Annotated in this window: 17 protein-coding genes and 3 tRNA genes; 13 read left to right on the top strand and 7 right to left on the bottom strand. The window is 67.3% G+C overall.

All coding sequences use genetic code 11. The annotated features are described in order from the left end of the window. Positions 1-345 precede the first annotated feature (345 nt). Together QRO91_RS16480 and QRO91_RS16475 are read right to left on the bottom strand one after the other, a co-directional pair. Positions 346-1,242 (bottom strand): M48 family metallopeptidase, encoded by an 897-nt coding sequence (locus QRO91_RS16480; protein ID WP_100443791.1) that lies wholly within the window; start codon positions 1,240-1,242, stop codon positions 346-348. Between the two features lie 88 nt (positions 1,243-1,330). After that, entirely contained in the window at positions 1,331-3,223 is a 1,893-nt protein-coding gene (locus QRO91_RS16475; RefSeq protein ID WP_285310477.1) for a formylglycine-generating enzyme family protein, read from the bottom strand. Between the two features lie 84 nt (positions 3,224-3,307). On the opposite strand from QRO91_RS16475, the gene rnd reads away from it, so the two are divergent. Continuing rightward, a complete protein-coding gene (rnd, locus tag QRO91_RS16470; protein ID WP_049429329.1) occupies positions 3,308-4,387 on the top strand; it encodes a ribonuclease D in 1,080 nt (359 codons plus the stop codon). A 150-nt stretch (positions 4,388-4,537) separates the two neighbouring features. Then, positions 4,538-6,577, top strand: a complete 2,040-nt coding sequence (locus QRO91_RS16465) for a DUF4034 domain-containing protein (protein WP_285310476.1) — start codon at positions 4,538-4,540, stop codon at positions 6,575-6,577. A gap of 88 nt (positions 6,578-6,665) precedes the next feature. Here the strand turns inward: QRO91_RS16465 and QRO91_RS16460 are convergent, their stop codons facing one another. After that, complete coding sequence (locus QRO91_RS16460; protein ID WP_049429327.1) at positions 6,666-8,996, bottom strand: TonB-dependent receptor; 2,331 nt, start codon at positions 8,994-8,996, stop codon at positions 6,666-6,668. A gap of 208 nt (positions 8,997-9,204) precedes the next feature. After that, a complete protein-coding gene (locus tag QRO91_RS16455; protein WP_049429326.1) occupies positions 9,205-9,786 on the bottom strand; it encodes a TetR/AcrR family transcriptional regulator in 582 nt (193 codons plus the stop codon). Between the two features lie 101 nt (positions 9,787-9,887). On the opposite strand from QRO91_RS16455, the gene QRO91_RS16450 reads away from it, so the two are divergent. From QRO91_RS16450 to QRO91_RS16435, 4 genes are all read left to right on the top strand, one after another. After that, on the top strand, positions 9,888-10,943 hold the full coding sequence (locus QRO91_RS16450; protein ID WP_049429325.1) for a sugar phosphate isomerase/epimerase: 1,056 nt from the start codon (positions 9,888-9,890) through the stop codon (positions 10,941-10,943). A gap of 21 nt (positions 10,944-10,964) precedes the next feature. Next, positions 10,965-11,858 carry an alpha/beta fold hydrolase gene (locus QRO91_RS16445; RefSeq protein ID WP_049429324.1) on the top strand — a complete coding sequence of 298 codons (894 nt, stop codon included), beginning with the start codon at positions 10,965-10,967 and terminating at the stop codon, positions 11,856-11,858. Then, positions 11,848-12,774: an alpha/beta hydrolase gene (locus tag QRO91_RS16440; RefSeq protein ID WP_049429323.1), complete on the top strand. Its 927-nt coding sequence runs from the start codon at positions 11,848-11,850 to the stop codon at positions 12,772-12,774. Before QRO91_RS16445 ends, QRO91_RS16440 begins: the two co-directional genes overlap by 11 nt. Positions 12,775-12,868: 94 nt before the next feature. After that, positions 12,869-12,944 (top strand) — tRNA-Ala (locus QRO91_RS16435). A gap of 62 nt (positions 12,945-13,006) precedes the next feature. Here the strand turns inward: QRO91_RS16435 and QRO91_RS16430 are convergent. After that, on the bottom strand, positions 13,007-13,180 hold the full coding sequence (locus QRO91_RS16430) for a hypothetical protein (protein WP_180848969.1): 174 nt from the start codon (positions 13,178-13,180) through the stop codon (positions 13,007-13,009). 158 nt (positions 13,181-13,338) lie between these two features. Between QRO91_RS16430 and QRO91_RS16425 the strand changes: the two genes are divergently transcribed. Next, the gene (locus tag QRO91_RS16425; protein WP_049429321.1) at positions 13,339-13,824 is read left to right on the top strand and encodes a hypothetical protein; all 486 of its coding nucleotides are present in this window, start codon (positions 13,339-13,341) and stop codon (positions 13,822-13,824) included. A 6-nt stretch (positions 13,825-13,830) separates the two neighbouring features. Here the strand turns inward: QRO91_RS16425 and QRO91_RS16420 are convergent, their stop codons facing one another. Then, complete coding sequence (locus QRO91_RS16420; protein ID WP_197620244.1) at positions 13,831-14,592, bottom strand: SDR family oxidoreductase; 762 nt, start codon at positions 14,590-14,592, stop codon at positions 13,831-13,833. 132 nt (positions 14,593-14,724) lie between these two features. Between QRO91_RS16420 and QRO91_RS16415 the strand changes: the two genes are divergently transcribed. Next, on the top strand, positions 14,725-15,567 hold the full coding sequence (locus QRO91_RS16415) for a bifunctional transcriptional activator/DNA repair enzyme AdaA (RefSeq protein ID WP_197620245.1): 843 nt from the start codon (positions 14,725-14,727) through the stop codon (positions 15,565-15,567). Positions 15,568-15,628: 61 nt separating this feature from the next. On the opposite strand, the gene QRO91_RS16410 is transcribed toward QRO91_RS16415, so the two are convergent. After that, entirely contained in the window at positions 15,629-16,654 is a 1,026-nt protein-coding gene (locus QRO91_RS16410; protein WP_285310475.1) for an NADP-dependent oxidoreductase, read from the bottom strand. Between the two features lie 367 nt (positions 16,655-17,021). On the opposite strand from QRO91_RS16410, the gene QRO91_RS16405 reads away from it, so the two are divergent. The 5 genes from QRO91_RS16405 (at position 17,022) to QRO91_RS16385 (ending at position 20,411) form a co-directional block, all read left to right on the top strand. Further along, positions 17,022-17,097 (top strand) — tRNA-Phe (locus QRO91_RS16405). A 72-nt stretch (positions 17,098-17,169) separates the two neighbouring features. After that, positions 17,170-17,245 (top strand) — tRNA-Phe (locus tag QRO91_RS16400). Positions 17,246-17,362: 117 nt separating this feature from the next. Beyond that, the gene (locus QRO91_RS16395) at positions 17,363-17,914 is read left to right on the top strand and encodes a lipocalin family protein (RefSeq protein ID WP_049430349.1); all 552 of its coding nucleotides are present in this window, start codon (positions 17,363-17,365) and stop codon (positions 17,912-17,914) included. Positions 17,915-18,078: 164 nt separating this feature from the next. Beyond that, on the top strand, positions 18,079-18,555 hold the full coding sequence (locus QRO91_RS16390) for an LEA type 2 family protein (RefSeq protein ID WP_049430351.1): 477 nt from the start codon (positions 18,079-18,081) through the stop codon (positions 18,553-18,555). A 65-nt stretch (positions 18,556-18,620) separates the two neighbouring features. After that, positions 18,621-20,411 (top strand): acyl-CoA dehydrogenase C-terminal domain-containing protein, encoded by a 1,791-nt coding sequence (locus tag QRO91_RS16385; protein ID WP_197620247.1) that lies wholly within the window; start codon positions 18,621-18,623, stop codon positions 20,409-20,411. Positions 20,412-20,800 lie beyond the last annotated feature (389 nt).

The raw sequence follows: 20,800 nt of genomic DNA, 5'->3' as shown, positions 1-20,800 counted from the left end.
TTACGGTACTTATTTATTATTCATAAGTTATCTACAACAAGCCCGGCTGAGTGAGGGCTTGAGTTTTGGGTGGGTCGGGTTGTGGGAGGGGTGCGGGGAGTGGGCGCCGCTCGGCGGCGCCCGCGCGCGCCCCCGCCCCCCCCCCCCCCCCCCCCCGCCCCCCCCCCCCCCACCCCGCCATCCCACGGAATGCACGCTGTTGTTGTTGCTGTTGTTGCTGTTGTTGTTGCTGTTGTTGCTGTTGTTGTTGCTGTTGTTGTTGCTGTTGTTGTTGCTGTTGCTGTTGCTGTTGCTGTTGCTCTGGCTTCGGCAGGTGCAGGGCTGCAAGCCCTGCCGAACACCCCCCTACTTTGCCTGCTCGCAGAACTTCTGCCGGTACTCGAGCGCCTTCGGCATCAGCGCCTGCAGGTTCTGGATGCGGGTGCCCGGGTTCGGGTGGGTGGAGGCGAACTCCGGCGGCGCCTGGCCGCCACTGGCCTGGCCCATGCGCTGCCACAGCGGCACCGCCTCGCGGGGATCGAAGCAGGCCGCTGCGGCCAGCATCAGCCCCACTTCGTCCGCCTGCGTCTCGTGGCTGCGCGCATAGGGCAGCAGATACCCATAGCCCATCGCCGACATCATCATCTGTTGCTGCTGCGCATCCATGCCACTGGCGGCGCCGGCCACCTGCCCGATCTGGGTCAGCTTCTGCTGTGCCATGCGCTGTGCACCATGGCGCAGCAGCGCGTGGGCGATCTCATGACCCATCACCACCGCCATCGCATCGCGGGTGCGCGCTACCGGCACCAGCCCGGTGTAGACCGCCATCTTGCCACCCGGCAGGCAGAACGCATTGGCCTGCTCGGACGGGATCACGTTCACTTCCCACTGGAAATCCCGCGCGAAATGCGCTGGCTGCACGCCATGCTCCTGCGCCAGCGCGGTCTCCACCACGTCCACCTTGGCGATCAGCCGCTGGGCGATGTCGCGCACATCGCGCGCGATCGGTGCATTGGGGTCCATCGGCCGTTCCTGCGACAGGATCTGCTGGTAGGCCTGCAGTCCCAGCGCGGTTTCCTGGCGCGCGTCCAGGCTGCTGTCGATCATCACCTTCTCGCCGGTGTACGGATCGACCGTGCGGTTGGAGAACCAGTAGAACAGCGCATAGCCGGCGGCAAGCAGCAGCACCCACCAGCGGATGTTGCCGAACAGGCCACGCCGCTGCGGACCTTGCGACGAGCGGGAGAAGGGATCGTTGCGCATCGGGGGACTTCCTGCTGGCCCCGCCGGCCGGCGGGCACGGCGCAATCTTAGTGCGCCACTGCCCGCAGCGGGTGAAGCCGGGTGCCGCTCAGATGCCGCGTACCAGGCGGAAGCCGATGCGGGCGTTGGTGGTATCCGAATCCTGGGACTGCCGCCAGGCCGCACGGGTCTGCTCGGGGGCATTGGCCCAGTTGCCACCGCGGATCACGCGCGACCGGCAGCCCGGGTTGAACCAGGCGACGCCATCGGACGGTGCGCGGCGGTAGCTGGCATGCCAGCAGTCGGCCACCCATTCACTGAGGTTGCCGCCCATGTCGTGCAGGCCGAATGCATTGGCCTGGAAGCTGGCCACCGGCGCCGGTCCCCACCAGCCATCGCCATACCCGATGAACGCGTTGTGCCAGTGCCGGCCCGAAGGCGAAACGTCCTTGCTGCCGGTAAAGTTGCCGCTGCCTGGCGGCGGCACGCCTGCATCGCCCCACGGATAGCGGCCACTGCTGCCAGCGCGCAGCGCGTACTCGAACTCGGCTTCGCTGGGCAGCCGGTAGCTGCGGCCGGTCTGCTCGGACAGCCACGCCGCATAGTTCTCGGCATCACGCACACTGACGTGCATCACCGGCGAGTTGCCCAGCGCGCGGCCGCCGTCATAGTCCGAGCGCCAGTCCACGCCACTGCGGCGGATGAAATTGCCGCTGCGTTCGTCGTAGACCACCGAATGGCCGCGCCGGGTCGCGCGTGGACGCGCATTGGATGCTTTCACGTAGCGCTCGAAATCGCTGACGGTGATCTCGGTGATCGCCATTGCAAAGCCACGATCGAAGCGCACGTAGTGCGACGGACGCTCGGCATCACTCGAGCCCGGCTCGGCATCGCCCGCGCCCATCTGGAAACCACCGTGAGGCACCACCACCATCTGCGGCCCGCGCCCGCCATCGCGCATGGCGTCGCTGAACACCTGTCCTGGCCGGAAGCTGCCGTAATGGGTAGCCAAGTCGATGCGCTCGCGCAACTGCCCCACCACGGCGTCACCCGGCAGGGCGATGCGCAGCGCTTCGGCCAGTTTCTCGCGAGCCGGTTTCAGGCCCTGCGGCGTAGCGAGGTCGCGCAGGCCGTCATCACGCAGCTGCAGCAGCGTGGCGGCGCGGATCTGCTCGATGCGCTCGAACGCGTCGGCAATCGTCGGCGACGAATCGCGCACTTTGCTGGCTTCGGCCAGCCAGGTACCCGCGCTGGCGAAATCGCGCGCCCGCGCGGCGTCTTCGGCACGGCGGATCATGCCGCTCTCGGCTGCTGCCAAGCCCTGCCGTGCGCGGCTGTTGTCTTCATCCAGCGCCAGCGCCTCACGGAAATTGCCGATGGCACCGTCGCCATCCTCGCCGATCCGATCCGAGCGCAGGTCCTCCTCGCCGGCACGGTTGTAGGCCACCACGCGCTGCGCCAGCTCCACCCGCGCCTGCAGCGCACGCACCTTCTCATCCTTCGGCGCCAGGGTCAGCAGCACCAGTGCCTGGCGGCTGGCCTCGGCCAGTGCCTCGCGCTGCTTCAGCGGCCGCACCAGCAGGGCATCGGCCAGCTGCTGCAGTCGCTGCCGGGCACGCTGCAGGCCCAGCCGGGCCTGGCGATCATCCGGGTCTTCTTCCTGCACCGCCAGCCACAGCGGAATGGCAGCGTCCGCATCTTCATAGAGCCGCCCTTCGGCGAACGCCTGCTCGGCGCCGCGACGCAACTGGGCCAGGCTGCGGCCCTGGCGGTCCACCCGTGGCGGCGTCCACTGCTGTACGTCCTCGGCGGCATCTTCACCGGCGATGGTCACGCTGCCCTGCCCGGCCTGCGGACTGGCATCGGTGCCGGTGTCGGCCCCCTCGGCCCCGGGCGCCTCTCCGCTGGCGGCCCTGTCCGCCGGCGCGGACGGCGACGGCGTGCAGCCGGCCAGGGCCACGGCCAGGGCGGTGCACAGCACGGGCGACAACGGAAAACGCAAGCAGAGCCTCCTTCGGCACGGACGCGGACCGACGTTAGGCTATTCTCCCCTGCCTGAGCAAACCCGAGTAGTAGGCCCTGACCCGTGGCAACCTGGATCACCACCCCCGCCGAGCTGGATGCGTACTTCCAGCAGCGCCCGACCCGCATCGGCCTGGACACCGAATTCATCCGTGAACGCACGTTCTGGCCGCAGCTGGCACTGGTGCAGATGGCCGTTGGGCAGGACATCCTGCTGATCGACCCGCTGATTCCCGGCATGACCGAGGCGCTGGCGCCGTGGCTGGCCGATGAATCCATCACCAAGGTGATGCACAGCGCCAGCGAAGACCTGGTTGCCTTCAAGTGGGCCTGCGGCGTCCTGCCGCGACCGCTGTTCGACACCCAGATCGGGGCATCGCTGGCCGGCATCGGCGGCGGCATGGGCTACCAGAAGCTGGTGGCGGAGATCACTGGCGTGGCGCTGGCCAAGGGCGAGACCCGCTCGGACTGGATGCGCCGCCCGCTGTCCGAGTCGCAGCTGCAGTACGCCGCCGATGACGTCGAGCATCTGTTCGCACTGCACGACGCCATCAATGCCAGGCTGCAGGCGCTCGGCCGCCAGCAGTGGCTGCACGACGATGGCGAGCGGCTGCTGGCCAGCGTCGCCAACGATGAAGACCGCTGGCCGCACCTGGCGATGCGCTCGGCACAGTTCCTTGATGCTGCCGCCCAGCACCGCCTGCTGCGCCTGCTGCGCTGGCGCGACGTGCAGGCACGCAACAGCGACCGCCCGCGAAGCTGGATCCTGGACAACGAACTGGCCGCCACCCTCGCGCGCACGCCACCGGCCGACGAGGCTGCGCTGGGCAAGCTGTTCGAGCAGTTCCCGAAGGCACCGCGCAAGCTGGCCGGCGCTGTCTGGCAGGCGCTGTCCACGCCGCTGGCCGATGAAGCCGACGCGCCGCTGGCGCTGCCGGCCAACGACAGCAACAAGCAGGCCCTGAAGAAGCTGCAGGATGCGGTGGCCGAGCGCAGCCGTGAGCTGGGGCTGCCGGATGGCATTCTCGCCTCGCGCAAGCATCTGGAAAGCTATCTGGAACGTCGCCAGTGGCCGGCCGCACTGGCCGGCTGGCGCCAGCAGGAACTGGAGTCGCGGCTGCAGGCACTGTTGCCCGCGCACTGAGATCAACCGGCGCCGGGCAAACCGGCGCCGGCACCGCAGACATGAGCATCTGCCACGCTTGCCGGCGCGCGCGTGGACCTGTCCAATAGCGTCCCCGCTATTGTTGGATTGCATCAGATGACAAATGGACTTGCGAAAGGCGGTCTTTCCATGGACGACCTGGCCTGGCGCGCGCAGGCGCGCAGCGCACTGCAGGAACAGGACTACGCAGCGCTGGATGCACTGCTGGCACCACACGAACAGGCCTGGCTGAACGGCGCTCGGCCACTGCCCGGCATCCGCTGGCGCCTGCGCAACCTGCAGGACACAGCGCTGCCCCTGGATGAGCGCCTGCAGCAGGCGCAACGGTGGGTTGCCGCCGATCCGCACAGCTATTACGCACGCCTGCGCCTGGGTGCCTGCTGGGAATCGGCCGCTGGCGCCCTGCGCAGCGCCGACGTGGCCGCACTGGTGGAAGACAGCCAGTGGCTGGCCGCACAGCAGGCGCGCGACCACGCCGTGCATGCCTATCTGCAGGCGATCGCGCTGTCGCAGCGACCGGCGCTGGCGCTGGATGGCATCAAGCGCATCACCAGCTACCTGCGCGAACCAAACTGGTTGCGCGCGCTCCAGGCAGGGCAATCGCCGGAGTCCGATGAAGCCGCCCTGGCCGAGCACTATCCGCAGGCGTGGCCGCAGGCATTGCAGTTGCTGTCGCGCTTCGGTGCGCCCCTGCAGCACCTGCCGGAATGCCTGCCGCCGCTGTTGCGCGATCGCAGCGAGGACGATTTCGATGCCCCTCTCGCGTACTGGATGCGCCTGGTGCTGGAACAGCGTCCGGACGACCTGGGGACGCTGGAAGACACCCTCTACTACCTGTACCCGCGCTGGGGCGGCAGCCACGAGGCGATGGAGGATTTCATCGAAGGCAGCTGGTGCCGCGGCCTGGATCTGGCACAGCGCAACGCATTGCGCTGGTGCAAGGAACAGGACTGGATGGGCGAGCTGCCGCGCCGCGGCGATGCCGAAGCGGTGGCCGTGCACGAGCGTGCGTATGCGCAGATCCTGGACTGGCACCTGGAGGGCTGCGTGCGCGCTGAAGTCCTGACCCAGCGTGCCGCACTCCGCTTTCATCTCGGGCGCATCGAGGAGATCGAAGACCAGGTGCAATGGGATGCCGGAAGCATGCAGTCCGCGCTTGAGGACCTGCAGGAGGCCTGGGCACTGGATCGTGACATGGTCCTGCACGGTGGTTTCAGCAGCCTGGAGGCCTGCACCTGGTTCGCTCATGTTGAAGGGGCCGAAACGCTGTTCGCGCAGGTGGTGGACTACGCCGCCCGCGAAGGTGATTCCGCGCTCGGCCTGCTCTGGGCCGCCACCGCCATCGAGCATGGGCTGCTCGGCCAGGCAGCCGATCCGGCACGTGCGCAGCCCTTGCTGCAGCGCGCCCTGAAACTGGCCGCGCAGCAGAAGACGTCCACGGTCACCTTTGCGTCCAACCTGTTCTGCGATGTCTCGCAGGACGCAGGCCTGTCGTTGTTGCAGCGCATGGCCGACGACGGCGACGCCGGTGCGATGGCCGCGCTGTGCGACCTGTACAAGGGCCGGCTGGGCGGCCGCGACCAGCCGGACTTCGTTGATGCCCAGAAGGCCCTGTACTGGCAGGAGCGTGCCGTCGAAGGCGGCGACCTGATCGCCACGTACAACCTTGGCGTGCGCCTGGTTGCCGCCGGTGGCGCTGACAACGAAGCGCGTGCGCGCGAACTGTACCTGCGCTGCCTGCGCGAAGCCGACGCCGGTGAACGCGTGTGGGGCCCGACCTGCCGCAACCTGGCCTGCCTGGCCCTCGATGGCCAGAACGACGCGCACAAGCGCGAAGCGGTCGAACGCGCCCTGATTCCGCTGTGGTGGCGCGGTGAGGACAACGACAAGCTGTGGGCCGCCGGCTACCTGGCCGACATCTACCACTTCGGCAACGGCGTGCCGGCCAACGCCTTCCTGGCCCTGACCTGGCTGCAGCGCGCCAGCGAGATCGATAGGGAGTACGTGGATGTGGTGCGCATGGCGCCGCTGATCAACGGCGAAGGCCGCTGGTTCGGCGCCAGCCGCGCGCGCAAACAGCAGGCGCAGGACCGCCAGCAGGTGGACAGCGCCACCTGGGCCCTGACCTTCGGCCAGCGCAGCCAGGACAGCGACCTTACCGCAGTCTGAAACAACGAAAAGGGCGGCCCGGAACTCCGGGCCGCCCTTTGCATTCCAGCGGTGCGATGACGGGAGAACCCACCACCGCGCCAGAGCCTTACCAGTTCATGTTCAGCGAGACACCCACGGTGCGCGGTTCGTTGTAGACCGCGGCCATGTAATTCTCGATCACGCCCTTGAGGTTCTTCTCGTTGGTGATGTTGCGCGCGAACAGCGCCACTTCGTAGGCACCGTAGTTGCCCGAGTAGCCGATCTTCAGGCCGCCTTCGAAGTCACCCTTGGAGTTGAACTCCTTGCTGTCGTACAGCACGAAGCTGGTGTAACCCTGCTTGTTCCAGTCGGTGGAGACGAACATGGTGCCGGCGTCGCTGACCGGGAAGTCGTAACGGGCGGCCAGGTTCACGTTGTACTTCGGCGCGTTCGGCAGCGGGTTGCCGTCGATCTGCGCGAAGGTGTTGGCGCCGACCTTGATGGTCGGGTCATTCACCGTGCAGACCACCTGGCCGTTGAGGCCGCAGACCTGCGCGTACACGCGCTTGTCCTTGATCTCGCTGTGCAGCAGGCTCAGGCCGGCACTCAGGGTCAGGTTCGGGATCGGGCGCAGTTCCATGTCCGCTTCGAAGCCGTAGGCCTTGGCCTTGTCGGCGTTGAACAGCACGCCGTTGCCGTCCGAATCGTTGCCGTTGAGCTGGATGTCGTTGACGGTGTAGGTGAACGCGGTGGCGTTCAGGCGCAGGCGGTTGTCCCACAGGCTGCTCTTCACGCCCGCTTCCCAGGACAGGATGGTCTCGGAATCGGCGGTAGTGAAGTCGGCATTGAACACTGCCGAACGGCCCTGGATGGTCGGGCCGCGGAAGCCGCGGGCGACCTTCGCGTAGACGCTCACGTCCGGCGTGATCTGATACATCGCGCTCAGATCCCAGCTCGGGGTGGTGTCGGACATCTTGACGTCGGTGCGGCCCTTGTAGGTCACCACGCCGGCGGCGGTGTCAGCGGTCTTCAGCAGGCGGGTGTGCTTCTCGTCCTTGGTCTGGCGCAGGCCAGCGGTGACGGTGAACTTGTCGGTGAAGGCGTAGCTGATCTGGCCGAAACCGGCCCACGAGGTGTTCTTGTTGCGCAGGCGCACCCAGTTGTTCGGGTTACGTGCCGCGCCCTGCAGGAACCACGCGCGCTGGTAGAAGTCGGTGGTGTCGCTGCCGTTGAAGTAGAACGCACCGGCCTGCCACTGCAGCGCGCTGTCGTCATGGCTGGCCAGGCGGAATTCCTGGGTCCACTGGTCCAGGTCGCGGATGCGGCCCATCGACTGGCCGTAGCCGTTCGGCACGCCGTTCACCGGGAAGTTCGCCGCTGCGCCACCGTCGGTGTCGCCACGGCTGTAACCGGAGGTGGTCTCGTAGGCGGTGATCGAGGTGAAGTCGATCGCACCGAAGTCGTAGCGTGCCTTCACCGAGCCGCCGTAGGTCTTGTACGCCTGCGGGTTGTTGTCGGCTTCGTCGTAGGCAACCTTGTCGCGCGGCACGTCGGTCTTGTTCGAGCCCTTGGTCAGCGCACCGCGCAGGAACAGGGTCGAGGTGCCTTCGTAATCGCGGGCGTGGGCCGAGGCCAGGATCGAGAACTGGTCGCTCGGCGTCAGCAGCAGCTGCGCACGCACATTGCGGTCATCGAAGCCGCCCATGGCGTTCTTCTTCGGGCTGACCGTGCCATCGGCGCTCGGGCCCTTGTAGGTGTTGTCGACATAGTCGTCGCGGTGCTGGTACAGGGCCGACACGCGGAACGAGGCGACGTCGTTGATCGGGCCGCCGAAGCCGCCGTCGATCGACACGCTGTTGTAGGTGGCGTAGCTGGCGCTGACGCGGCCGGTGTAGTCCTGGGTCGGCTTCAGGGTGTCGAACTTGACGATGCCGGCGGTGGTGTTGCGACCGAACAGCGAGCCCTGCGGGCCGCGCAGCACTTCCACCTGGTCCACGTCATAGACCGGGTTGGACTTCAGCACCACGTGCTCCAGCACCACGTCGTCCTGGATGATCGAGACCGGCTGCGAGGCACCCAGGTAGAAGTCGATGTTGCCCAGGCCGCGGATGTAGAAGCGCGGGAAGATGCGGCCGGTGGTGGTTTCCGCATACAGGCTCGGCACGCGGCCGGACAGCGCCAGCAGGGTGTCGTCGCCGCCGGCGGTGAAGTCGCGCATGCGCTCGCCCTGCACCACACCGACCGAGACCGGCACTTCCTGCAGGTTCTGCTCGCGGTGTTCGGCGGTCACGGTGATCGTGTCCAGGCCGGTCGGGGTCGGCGCACTGTCCTGCGCGGCGGCACCGAAGCTGCCGACCAGGGCCAGACCGGCACAGGCCAGTGCCAGCGGGTGGCGGCGGAAGGAAACAAGGGAAGACGACAGACCCGACAGGCGGCGGGAATCGGTATGGGAGGGCATGCAATGCTCTGAGGAGGCGTCCGTGCGGCCTGCGCGGGCCGGGCGGCAAAAAGGGGGAAAACTGCGCAAGCGGCCATTATCCCCCAAATTGTTACGATTTCGTTGCGCGGCACCCAAACCCGGCGAAACAAGCGGTTTCGGCACAGTCAGCCAGCAGCGCCTGGGGTCAGATCCGTTTTCCAAGGAAAAACGGATCTGACCCCGGATCTCAGGGCAGCGGGGTCAACGCGACATCGACCATCGCCAGCAGGCGCTCGCGGCTGATGCCGTCACGCGCCTGCACCGAGATGCCATGCAGCACCGTGGCGAAGTGGTCGCCCAGCGCCTGCACCGCCGCGCCGTCGGCCAGCTCACCCTCGGCCTGCGCCTGCTGCAGCCGCGCGATGATCGCCGCCGTGCGCTGGCGACGATGGCTGGCCAACCAGTCCCGCACGCCTTCGCCATCGGGCGACACGCTGCTGGCCGAAGATACCACCAGGCAGCCATGCGGACGCCCACGACGGGTGTAGGTCAGCACCGCCTCGCGCAGCATGGACCCGATCGCCTCACGCAGCGTGGCCTGCTCCAGCGCGCGCGGCGCGAAACCACCCTCGCCCTCTTCGTACAGCGCCACGGCTTCGCGGAACAACTGCTCCTTGCTGCCGAACGCGGCGTAGATGCGTGCAGAAGCAATGCCCAGCGTTTCGACCAGTGCCGACATCGACGTGCCTTCGTAGCCGTGCTGCCAGAACAGCAGCATCGCCTTGCGCAACGCCTGGTCCCTGTCGAATTCGCGCGGTCGCCCTGCCATCTGCCTGCCTGCTCCAGTGAGGCGCGCAGTGTAACGCGGGTGTTGACCATCGCGAGAGTCGCGCCTATTCTTTGTCGACCGACAAACAATTGGAGCAACACATGCAGACCCTCAAGGGCCCCAGCCTGCACCTGGCGCAGTTCGCCGGCGACCAGGCACCGTTCAACTCACTTGCCAGCATTGCCGAGTGGGCCGCTGGCCACGGTTTCAAGGCACTGCAGATCCCGGCCTGGGATGCACGCCTGTTCGACCTGGCCACCGCCGCCGACAGCCAGGACTACTGCGACGACATCCGCGGCACCCTGGCCGAGCACGGCCTGCAGGTCAGCGAGCTCACCACCCACATCCTTGGCCAGCTGGTGGCCGTGCATCCGGCCTACGATGAACTCTGCGATGGCTTCGCGCCGGAAGCACTGCGCGGCAACCCGAAGGCGCGCAGCGAATGGGCGCAGCAGCAACTGCACCTGGCCGCCCGTGCCTCCCGCCGGCTGGGCCTGCAGGACATGGGCACCTTCTCCGGCTCCTTCGCCTGGCCCTACCTGTTCCCGTTCCCGCAGCGCCCGCCGGGCCTGATCGATGCCGCCTTCGACGAACTGGCGCGCCGCTGGCGGCCGATCCTCGATACCTGCGAGGACAACGGCATCAACCTCTGTTACGAGATCCATCCCAGCGAAGACCTGCATGACGGCACCAGCTTCGAGCGCTTCTTCGAACGCGTCGGCCAGCACCAGCGCTGCCGCATCCTGTTCGATCCCAGCCACTTCGTGCTGCAGCAGCTGGACTACCTGGAGTACCTGGACATCTATCACCCGCTGATCCGCATGTTCCATGTCAAGGATGCGGAGTTCCGTCCCAGCGGCCGCCAGGGCATCTATGGTGGCTACGCCGACTGGACCGAACGGGCCGGTCGCTTCCGCTCGCTGGGCGATGGCCAGGTCGACTTCAAGTCGATCTTCTCCAAGCTGGCCCAGTACGACTACCAGGGGTGGGCGACGCTGGAGTGGGAGTGCTGCCTGAAGGACCAGGAAGCCGGTGCACGCGAAGGCGCTGCATTCATCCGCGACCACATCATTCCGGTCACCGACAAGATCTTCGACGACTTCGCCGGTGCACCGATCAGCACCGCGCAGATGCAGCACATGCTCGGCATCGCCTGAGCCCCCACGGAGCACTCCCCCATGACGACTTCCCTTCCCGCTGGCGCTGCCGGCGACGACACCCTGCACCACCACTACCTGCGCATCGATGGCCAGCGCGTGCATTGCGTCTCCGCCGGCCACGGCGAACCGGTGCTGCTGATTCCCGGCTGGCCGCAGACCTGGTATGCCTGGCGCCATGTGCTGCACGCCCTGGCCGACGCCGGCTTCGAAGCGATTGCCGTGGACCCGCCGGGCATCGGCGAATCCGATCGCCCCAGCCACGGTTACGACACCGGCAGCGCCGCCGCCGTCCTGCACCAGACCATGCAGGCACTGGGCCACGAGCGCTACCAGGTGGTCGGGCATGACATCGGCATGTGGATTGCCTATGCACTGGCCAGCGACCAGCCGCAGGCGGTGCGCCAACTGGCGGTCACCGAAGCGGTGATTCCCGGCCTGGCGCCGGAACCGGGCATCTTCGCCGCACCGGCCGACAACATCTTCCTCTGGCATTTCATGTTCAACCAGGTGGCCGACCTGCCCGAGGCACTCATCAGCGGTCGCGAGCGCGCCTACCTGGAATTCATGTTCGACCGCTGGTCATATCGCCGCGACGCGGTGGCTGCCGATACCTACATCGCCGCCTACAGCCGCCCCGGTGCACTGCGGGCCGGCTTCGCCTGGTACCGCGCGATTCCGGAAACCATCCGCCAGAACAAGGAACGTGCTCAGCGCCGGCTGGCGATGCCGGTGCTGGCCATCGGCGCCGAGCACGCCACCGCCGATGCGCCGATGCTGACCCTGCAACCGCATGCCGACAACGTGCGAGGCAGCATCGTGCCGGGCTGCGGCCACTTCATCATGGAAGAAGCGCCGCAGGCGTTCCTGGCGCAGCTGCTGCCGTTCCTGCAGGAGGCGCGCCATGCAGCTTGAACCCGCGCTGCAGCAGTTCGTCGATGCCGTTGCGGCCCATCCACTGCCGGACGACCTGCGCGAGCTGCGTGCGATCAGCGAGAGCGCGCTGCCTCAGCTGCAGGGCGCGCCGGAGCCGGTTGCGCATGTGATCGAGCATGCGGTGATCGCACGCGACGGCCACGCGTTGGAAGTGCGCCTTTACACACCGGAAGGGCTGCCCGATGGACCGGCACCGGCGTTGTTGTTCGCGCATGGCGGCGGATGGTTCCAGTGTTCGCTGGCGGTCTATGACGGCCCCTGCCGCGCGCTGGCCAATGCCAGCGGCTGCGTGATTGTCGCCGTGGGCTACCGGCTGGCGCCGGAACACCCGTTCCCGGTGCCGCTGCACGACCTTGCCGATGCCTGGTCGTGGCTGCAGGACAACGCCGAGCTCCTCGGGGTGGACCCGCAGCGATTGGCGATCGGCGGCGACAGCGCCGGTGGCAATCTGGCCGCCGCGTGCTGCCTGCAGCTGCGCGATCTTGGCCTGCCGCAACCGCGCCACCAGTTGCTGCTGTACCCGGCACTCGATGCAGGGATGGGCAGCGATTCCTACCGCGAGTACGCCAGTGGCTTCTACCTCAGTGCCGAACTGATGCAGCGCTGCTGGCAGGCCTATCTTGGCGATCTGCACCCGCCGCTGGCACAGGCCTCGCCGGCCCATGCAACGGATCTGCATGGGCTGGCGCCGGCCTCCGTGCTCAGCTGCGAGCACGACCCGCTGCGGGATGAGGCCGAACAGTACGCACGGCGGCTGCAGGCGGCAGGTGTCGACTGCACGCTCGAGCGCTTGCCCGGGATGATTCACGCCTGCATCCACCTGCACGCGGTCAGTGCCAGCACCGACGTGGCAGCACGTCGTGCCGGCGCGCTGCTGCGCCGGGCCCTGTCCTGAACCGGTCAGGGGCGGTAGCCGACGCGGCGCGACCACCGTCCCGGCCCGGCGCTTGGCAAGCCCGGCAGGCAGCGCTACACTGAAACCCTGCCGTGGGGCCATAGCTCAGCTGGGAGAGCGCGTCGTTCGCAATGACGAGGTCAGGAGTTCGATCCTCCTTGGCTCCACCACTATTCAGAAGAACCCGTAGATCCCCGTGATCTGCGGGTTTTTTCTTCCCAGCGCCCGCGGCTCAGGCCGGCTCCTCGCCGCCGTCCTTGCGCCGCGGACTACGCGAATGCGCATCACGCACCTGTTCATCACGCTGCGCCGGCCGGCGCTTTGCCACGTCATCCTGCTTCCGGTCCTGACGGCTTTCCTGAACGCCCTGCTTCGGGTCGCCCTGGCTGTTGTCGCGCTCACTCATCGACATCTCCCTCATCGGCGAAGATCCAACCTGCCATCACGCTAGACGCTGCAGAGTGATCTGCCGGTCAGCCTGGCGCGAACAGGGCGTGCAGCCTCGGCTTGCCGGTACTGTCCCCACGCCTCCAGAATCCGATACACCCGTTTCTGCGGTGCGCCATGCCCCTTTCTGTCCTGCACGCCTCGCAAGCACTGCCGATGCTCTTCGATGCGACCGACGGCAGCATCCGTCTCGGCAACCTGCCGACGCTGATCGGCCCCACCCTCTCGCTGGATGAGGCGCGCATCGCCTTCGCCACGCTGATGCATGGCGAGCGCGATGTCGGCACCGGCTATCACTGGCTCAGCCTGCACCGGCTAGGCCTGGCCGGTGCACCCGCTGGGATCAGCCTGTGCTTCCATGGGCAACAGCTCGACATGGTGACGATGGGTGTCGATCTGCCCGGTGCAGCACTGGAAAACGGCTGGCCGACCCAGGCGGCGATCGATGCCGAAGTAGCGTTCATGAAGCGTACGCTGGGCGCGGCGCTGGGTCGCAAGCTGGCGGGTGGCCACGCCCGGTTCGACTGGGGAGAAGCCTGGGCCCGTTTCGATCCGAAGGGCTTCATGGCCAGCAGCGGCCTCCGCTACTTACCACGCTCGTAACCCCACTCAGGTGCGCGTGATCGACACCCCACCCTCCACGCGCATCGCGGTACCGGTAACGAAACTGCTTTCATCGCTGGCCAGGAACAACGCCGCGTTGGCGATCTCCTCCGGCTCGGCCATGCGCTTCAGTGCGTGCAGCGAGCGCACGAAGTCGCGGGCGTCGCCGGTGGGAGCGGCCTGCCGCCCCATCTCGGTATCGGTGCCACCAGGCAACAACACGTTGCTGCGTACGCCGCGCGCGCCATACTCGGCAGCGATCACCTGGCTCAGGCCGATCAACCCTGCCTTGCTCGACGCATAGGCCGCCATGCCCGGGAAGCCCACGGTGTGGCCGACGAACGTGCCAACGAACACCAGCGAGCCGCCGCCGCGCGCCAGCAGTGCCGGCAACTGCGCGCGTGCAGCATGGAAGGCGGCATCCAGATTGGTCGCCATCACCTCGCGCCAGGCGTCCACCGGGAACTCCGCCGCCGGCACGCCCGGGCCGAGCATGCCGGCATTGTTGAGAGCGATGTCCAGGCCGCCGAATGAGTGCTGGGCCAGATCGACCAGCGCCTGCGCCGTGCCCGGGTCGGCGACGTCGGCGGCATGCACCACGGCGTAGCCACCGGCGGCGCGAATCTGCTCGGCCAGCGCCTGCAGCGGCTCCGGCCGCCGTGCGTTGAGCACCAGCTTTGCCCCTTCGGCAGCGAAGCGCAGCGCGCTGGCGCGGCCGATGCCGGCGCTGGCTCCGGTGATGAGTGCGATCTTGTTGTTCAAGCGCATGGTCGTGGCATCCGTTGTGAAGTAGCCGCAACGATGCCCTGCCTCTGGACTGCCAACACTCCGTTTCCGGGCCTCGCTGGCAAGTGCAGGAAACGGAGTTTTCGTGGCTGCGGCACATGCCAGAATCCGCCCATGGACAGCACCGCCTCCCCCACCACCGACGCCCGCGTCGAACGGGTCTGCCGCCACCTTCAGGCCAGCCTCGACGAACCCTCGCTGCAGGAACTGGCCGACATCGCAGGCTGCAGCCCGACCCGCCTGCATCGCCTGTTCAAGGAGGCAACCGGGCTGACCCCGAAGCAGTACGCTGCGGCACTGCGCGCCGACCGCCTGCGCACCGGGCTGCAACAGCAGGAACGCATCACCGACGCCTTCCACGATGCCGGCTTCGGTTCCAGTGGGCGCTTCTACGAGAACGCACCGAAGTTGCTGGGCATGACTCCCAAGCAATGGCGCGCGGGGGGGCGCGGCGAAGTCATCCACTTCGCGCTTGCCGAAAGCTCACTGGGCAGCGTGCTGGTGGCCAGCAGTGCCACCGGCGTGGTCGCGATCCTGCTCGGCGACGATCCGGAAGCGCTGCTGCAATCACTGCAGCACCGCTTCCGCCAGGCCAAGCTGGTCGGTGCCGACAGCGGTTATGAACAACTGGTGGCACAGGTGGTAGGTCTGGTCGAGGACCCGACGCGGGGCGCCACATTGCCGCTGGATATCCGCGGCACCGCCTTCCAGCAGCGCGTGTGGCAGGCGTTGCAGCAGATCCCACGTGGCCAGACCGCCTCGTATGCCGACATCGCCACGCGCATCGGCGCCCCGCGATCAAGCCGTGCGGTGGCTCGCGCCTGCGCCAGCAATCCACTGGCGGTGGCCGTCCCTTGCCACCGCGTCGTACGCCGCGACGGCGACCTGTCCGGCTACGCCTGGGGCGTGGCGCGCAAGCGCGAACTGCTGCGCCGGGAAAGGGCCTCGACTGCCTGAAGTGGGTGCCGACCTTGGTCGGCACGCCCGGCGGTAGCGCCGGGCCATGCCCGGCGAACACTCAATCCAGCTTCACCACCAGCTTGCCGAAGTTCTGCCCCTTCAGCAGCCCGAAGAACGCCTCCGGCGCATTCTCCAGCCCTTCCACCACATCCTCGCGGTACTGGATGCGGCCCTCACGCAGCCACTGCGGCATCTCGCGCTCGAAGTCCGGCCACAGATGGTTGAAGTCGTGCACGATGAAACCGCGCACGGTCAGGCGCTGGCGCAGGATCTGGCTGAACAGCGCTGGCAACCGGTCCGGCCCGGGCTGTTCAACGCCGCGTTCGTTGTAGGTGGCGATGGTGCCGCACACCGGAATGCGGGCGAAGTCGTTGAGCAGCGGCAGCACCGCATCCAGCACGTGCCCGCCCACGTTCTCGAAATACACGTCGATGCCCGCGGGCACCGCCGCGCGCAGCTGTTCGGCAAAGTCGGCCGCACGATGATCCAGCGCCACGTCCACGCCCAGCGTCTGCAGGTAGGCACGCTTGGCTTCACCACCGGCGATGGCGACCACGCGCGCGCCCTGCAGTTTCGCCAGCTGCGCAACCGTTGCGCCCACCGGACGGGTCGCGGCCGCGACCACCAGCGTCTCGCCCGGCTTCAGGCGGGCGATCTCATGCAGGCTGGAATACGCAGTGAATCCGGGCATGCCATACACGCCCAGCGCCGTGCTCAGTGGCAGCCCGGCCGGATCGAGGCGACGCCCCAGTGCCTTGCCCGGCAGTACCGCATGGGTCTGCCATCCGCCTGGCGCCAGTACCAGCTCACCTGCGGCCACTCCCTCGGCGTTGGACTGCAGCACCTCGGCCACGGTCTGGCCTTCCATCACCGCATCGATGGCCACCGGTGCGGCATACGAGGGGCCCTCGTCCATGCGTCCACGCATGTACGGGTCCAGCGACAGGTAGCGGTTGCGCAGCAGCACCTCACCCTTCGCCAAGGCCGGCAGTGTCGCCTGTTCAAGGCGGAAGTTGGCTGCCGTGGGCGCGCCCTGCGGGCGCGAGGCCAGCACGATGCGGGAGGTAACGAGGGAATCGGACATGGTGACCGGCTCTGCTGTTGCCAGCATCAGGAAAGGAATACCGACACTACGCCGCAACGATCGCCGGAAACGGCCACGAAAACAGCGTTCCATCGCCCGCCCAGACGCGGCACCGACACAGGCCTTGCCGTTGCGGCATTGCCGATCACCGCGGCCTGCTGATTTCCGCCACAGGGGATGATCAGGATCGCGCCGGGGCGTCCGGATCGATTCCAGGCCCTTCCCGCCCTGCACCGCGACGGCGGATCAAGTACTTGCAGGCGCGCAGACGGCAATGTGAAGAATTCTTGGCAAAACGCTTGCCGAAGACTGCCGACCTCCGTAATATACGCCTCCTTGGCAGCGACCTCGCTGCTACGAAACATGTGGCCGAGTAGCTCAGTTGGTAGAGCAGGGGATTGAAAATCCCCGTGTCGGCGGTTCGATTCCGTCTTCGGCCACCACTTTCGAAGGCCTGCAGAAATGCGGGTCTTTTTTTTCCGGAAACCGCATTCACCGCGGTCGCCACACAATTTGGCCGAGTAGCTCAGTTGGTAGAGCAGGGGATTGAAAATCCCCGTGTCGGCGGTTCGATTCCGTCTTCGGCCACCATCTTCAGAGACCTGCAGAAATGCAGGTCTTTTTTTTTTGCCTGCGGCCGGTTGACGAAACATTTACACCGCTACCCGGCGCGGCACCTACGCTGCAGATTCCTGCCGGAGCCTGCCGATGCAACTGCGCCCCACCCTGCTCGCCTGCCTGCTGCTGGCCGCCGCCCCGGTGATCGCCGCCGAGCCATTGCGGGCGGTCGACAGTCTGGACATCGATCGCTACGCAGGCCAATGGCACGAGATCGCGCACCTGCCGGTGTCGTTCCAGAAGCAATGCGTCGGCGAGATCACCGCCAACTACGGGCTGCGCCGCGATGGTCGCATCAGTGTCACCAACGCCTGCCGCAGCGCCGACGGCGAACGCGTGGTCGCTGAAGGCGTGGCACGCCTGGTAGCCGGCCATCCAGGCCAGCTGCAGGTGCGCTTCGTTCCGGACTGGCTGAGCTGGGTGCCACTGGTCTGGGCGGACTACTGGGTGCTGGCGCTGGACCCGGACTACCAGTGGGCGCTGGTTGGTGAACCGGACCGGAAATACCTGTGGATTCTCTCGCGCCTGCCGGAAATGGATCGCGCCCGATTCGAGCAGCTCAAGGACAAGGCTGAAGCGATGGGCTACGACCTCGGTCCGCTGCGGGTGATGGCGCCACTGCGCGATACCCCCGCCGATTGAACCGCAACGCGATCCGCGCGCAGCACGCGCCCGATCCGGCGCCGCGCACGCCCGGCCGCCATCTTCACGCGCTACCCTCTGCGACGGGTCGCCACAGGCGATCCAAACGACCATACGCCGTAGTATGCTTATTCCAACGCACCGCCTCCAGAGGACCTGCGCCCATGCTCCACCGTTTCCGTATCGCCTTGATCGTCCTGAGCACCCTCGCCCTTGCCGCCTGTGGCAACGGCATCGTCAAGCGTGTTTCGGAACCGGCGGCCAGCCTCCAGCAGCTGACCGTGCGCGCCGACGGCAACTGGACCGTGGCCCTGCGCCTGCAGAACTTCAGCTCGATGCCGATGACCTTCGACGATGTCTCGCTGGCGCTGACCGTTGGCGACAGCGACGCCGGCACCCTGCAGGCCAAGCCGGGCATTTCCATCGGCGGCACCTCGGCCGACGTCATCAACGTCGACCTGGTACCCAGTTCGGCCGCACGCCTGGTGGTGGCCGATGCACTGGCCGGCAACCGCACCCTGGCCTATGGCCTGAAGGGAACAGTCGCGGCCACGCCGCAGGAAAAGAAGCAGCGCAGCTTCGATATCAGCAGCCGCAGCACCCTCAACCAGGCCCCGGGCCTGCCGGGCGTGCTGCGCTGATTCCCACCTTCCGTCGCGGCGCCTGGTGCCGCTCTCCCCTGCCCTGATCAAATCGAGACGTACCGATGAGCAGCTACACCGCCCCGCTTTCCGACCTCCGTTTCGCCCTGCACGACGTGCTCAAGGTCGAATCCCTGTTCGCCCGCCTGGGCTTCACCGACGCCACCGCCGACGTGGTCGATGCCGTGCTGGAAGAAGCTGGCCGTTTCAGCGCCACCGTGCTGGCCCCGCTCAACAGCGTTGGCGATGAGATCGGCTGCGTGCTCGACCAGGCCACCGGTGAAGTGACCACCCCGCCCGGCTTCAAGCAGGCCTACGACCAGTTCGTCGATGGTGGCTGGACCGGCCTGACCGCCTCGCCGGAACTGGGTGGCCAGGGCCTGCCGCACACCCTGGGCGTGCCGCTCAACGAAATGATCAACGCCGCCAACCTGGCGTGGGGCAACTTCCCGCTGCTCTCGCACGGCGCCATCGAAGCGCTGAAGCAGCACGGCGAGGCCTGGCAGCACGAGGCCTTCCTCAAGCCGCTGATCGAGGGCCGCTGGACCGGCACCATGTGCCTGACCGAGCCGCACTGCGGCACCGACCTAGGCCTGCTCAAGACCAAGGCCGAGCCGAACGCCGACGGCAGCTATTCGATCACCGGCACCAAGATCTTCATCACCGCCGGCGAGCACGACCTGACCGGCAACATCGTGCACCTGGTGCTGGCCAAGCTGCCCGACGCCCCTCCGGGCGCCAAGGGCATCTCGCTGTTCGTCACTCCCAAGTTCAAGGTCGACCGCGACGGCAACGTCGGCGAGCGCAACGCGCTGCGCTGCGGTTCGATCGAGCACAAGATGGGCATCAAGGGCTCGGTCACCTGCGTGATGAACTTCGATGGTGCGCAGGGCTACCTGGTGGGCCAGCCGCACAAGGGCCTGCAGGCAATGTTCACCATGATGAACACCGCACGCTTGGGCGTCGGCCTGCAGGGCATCGGCCTGTCCGAACGCGCCTACCAGAACGCGCTGAAGTACAGCCGTGAGCGCCTGCAGTCGCGCGCCCTCAGCGGCGCCAAGTTTCCGGACAAGCCGGCCGACCCGATCCTGGTCCACCTGGATGTGCGCCGCATGCTGCTGACGGTGAAGTCACTGGTCGAGGGCAGCCGCCTGCTGGCCCTGCACGCCGCCACCCTGATCGATGTCGCCCACCACGCCGAGGACGCCGCCGAGCGCGAGCGCGCCGACACCCTGGTGAGCTTCCTCACCCCGATCTCCAAGGCCTGCCAGACCGAGTGGGGTATCGAGAACACCTACAACGCCCTGCAGTGCTTCGGTGGCCACGGCTACATCCGCGAGCACGGCATGGAGCAGCTGGCGCGCGACGCCCGCATCACCACGCTGTATGAAGGCACCACCGGCATCCAGGCACTGGACCTGATCGGCCGCAAGACCGCGTCCAGCCAGGGCGCCGGCCTGAAGCTGATGCTGGCCGAGATCGAAGCCTTCGCCAAGGAACACGAGGGCAACAAAGCGCTGGCCGAGTTCATCGGCCCGCTGCGCGCCAAGGCGGCCGAATGGGGCAAGCTGACCCTGGACGTGCTGCAGCGCGCGGCGGCCAACCCGGACGAACTGGGCGCAGCCAGCTACGACTACCTGTTCTATTCGGGTTATGTGGTGCTGGCCTACTGGTGGGCCCGCAGCGTGGCCGCCGCCGATGCCAGCGCGCACGGCGCCGCCTTCGCCCAGGGCAAGCGCGAGACCGCGCGGTTCTACTTCGCCCGCGTGCTGCCGCGCACCCTCAGCCACGCCGCCGCCATCCAGGCCGGCGCCGCCCCGCTGATGGCGATGGACGACGAGCGCTTCGGCGCCTGAGCCCGCAGGGTCGGATCCCTTTCCGCAGAAAAGGGCTCTGACCCTCGCATCCACACATGGCGTGGATCTGCCCGGATTGGGGTCAGAGCCTTTTCCCTGCGGGAAAAGGATCCGACCCCGGCCTGGCAGCCCCCAGTCTCTCTCTGGAGAAAAGCCCCCTTTTGTTAAAGGGGGCGCGCCGAAGGCGCGGGGAATAGGAAGAATGCGCGGACCTGAATTGTTGCGGTTTTGGGTTTGCCCCCCCGGGGCGTCCCCCCACACACCAAAAAAACGCTAAATATTTATATCGCAAGGACGAAAAAAAAAAAACAGAGGGGCGTGTTCTCACCCCCCGCCCGGTTTTTTTGAGGGGGGCGCCACCCAGGGCCCCCCACCCCGACCCGGACGAC

Source organism: Stenotrophomonas maltophilia group sp. Smal32, from assembly GCF_030237085.1.
Taxonomy (GTDB): Bacteria; Pseudomonadota; Gammaproteobacteria; order Xanthomonadales; family Xanthomonadaceae; genus Stenotrophomonas; species Stenotrophomonas maltophilia_Q.
The sequence above is the reverse complement of the archived record's forward strand: the minus strand, read 5'-3'. Positions and strand labels throughout refer to the sequence as shown.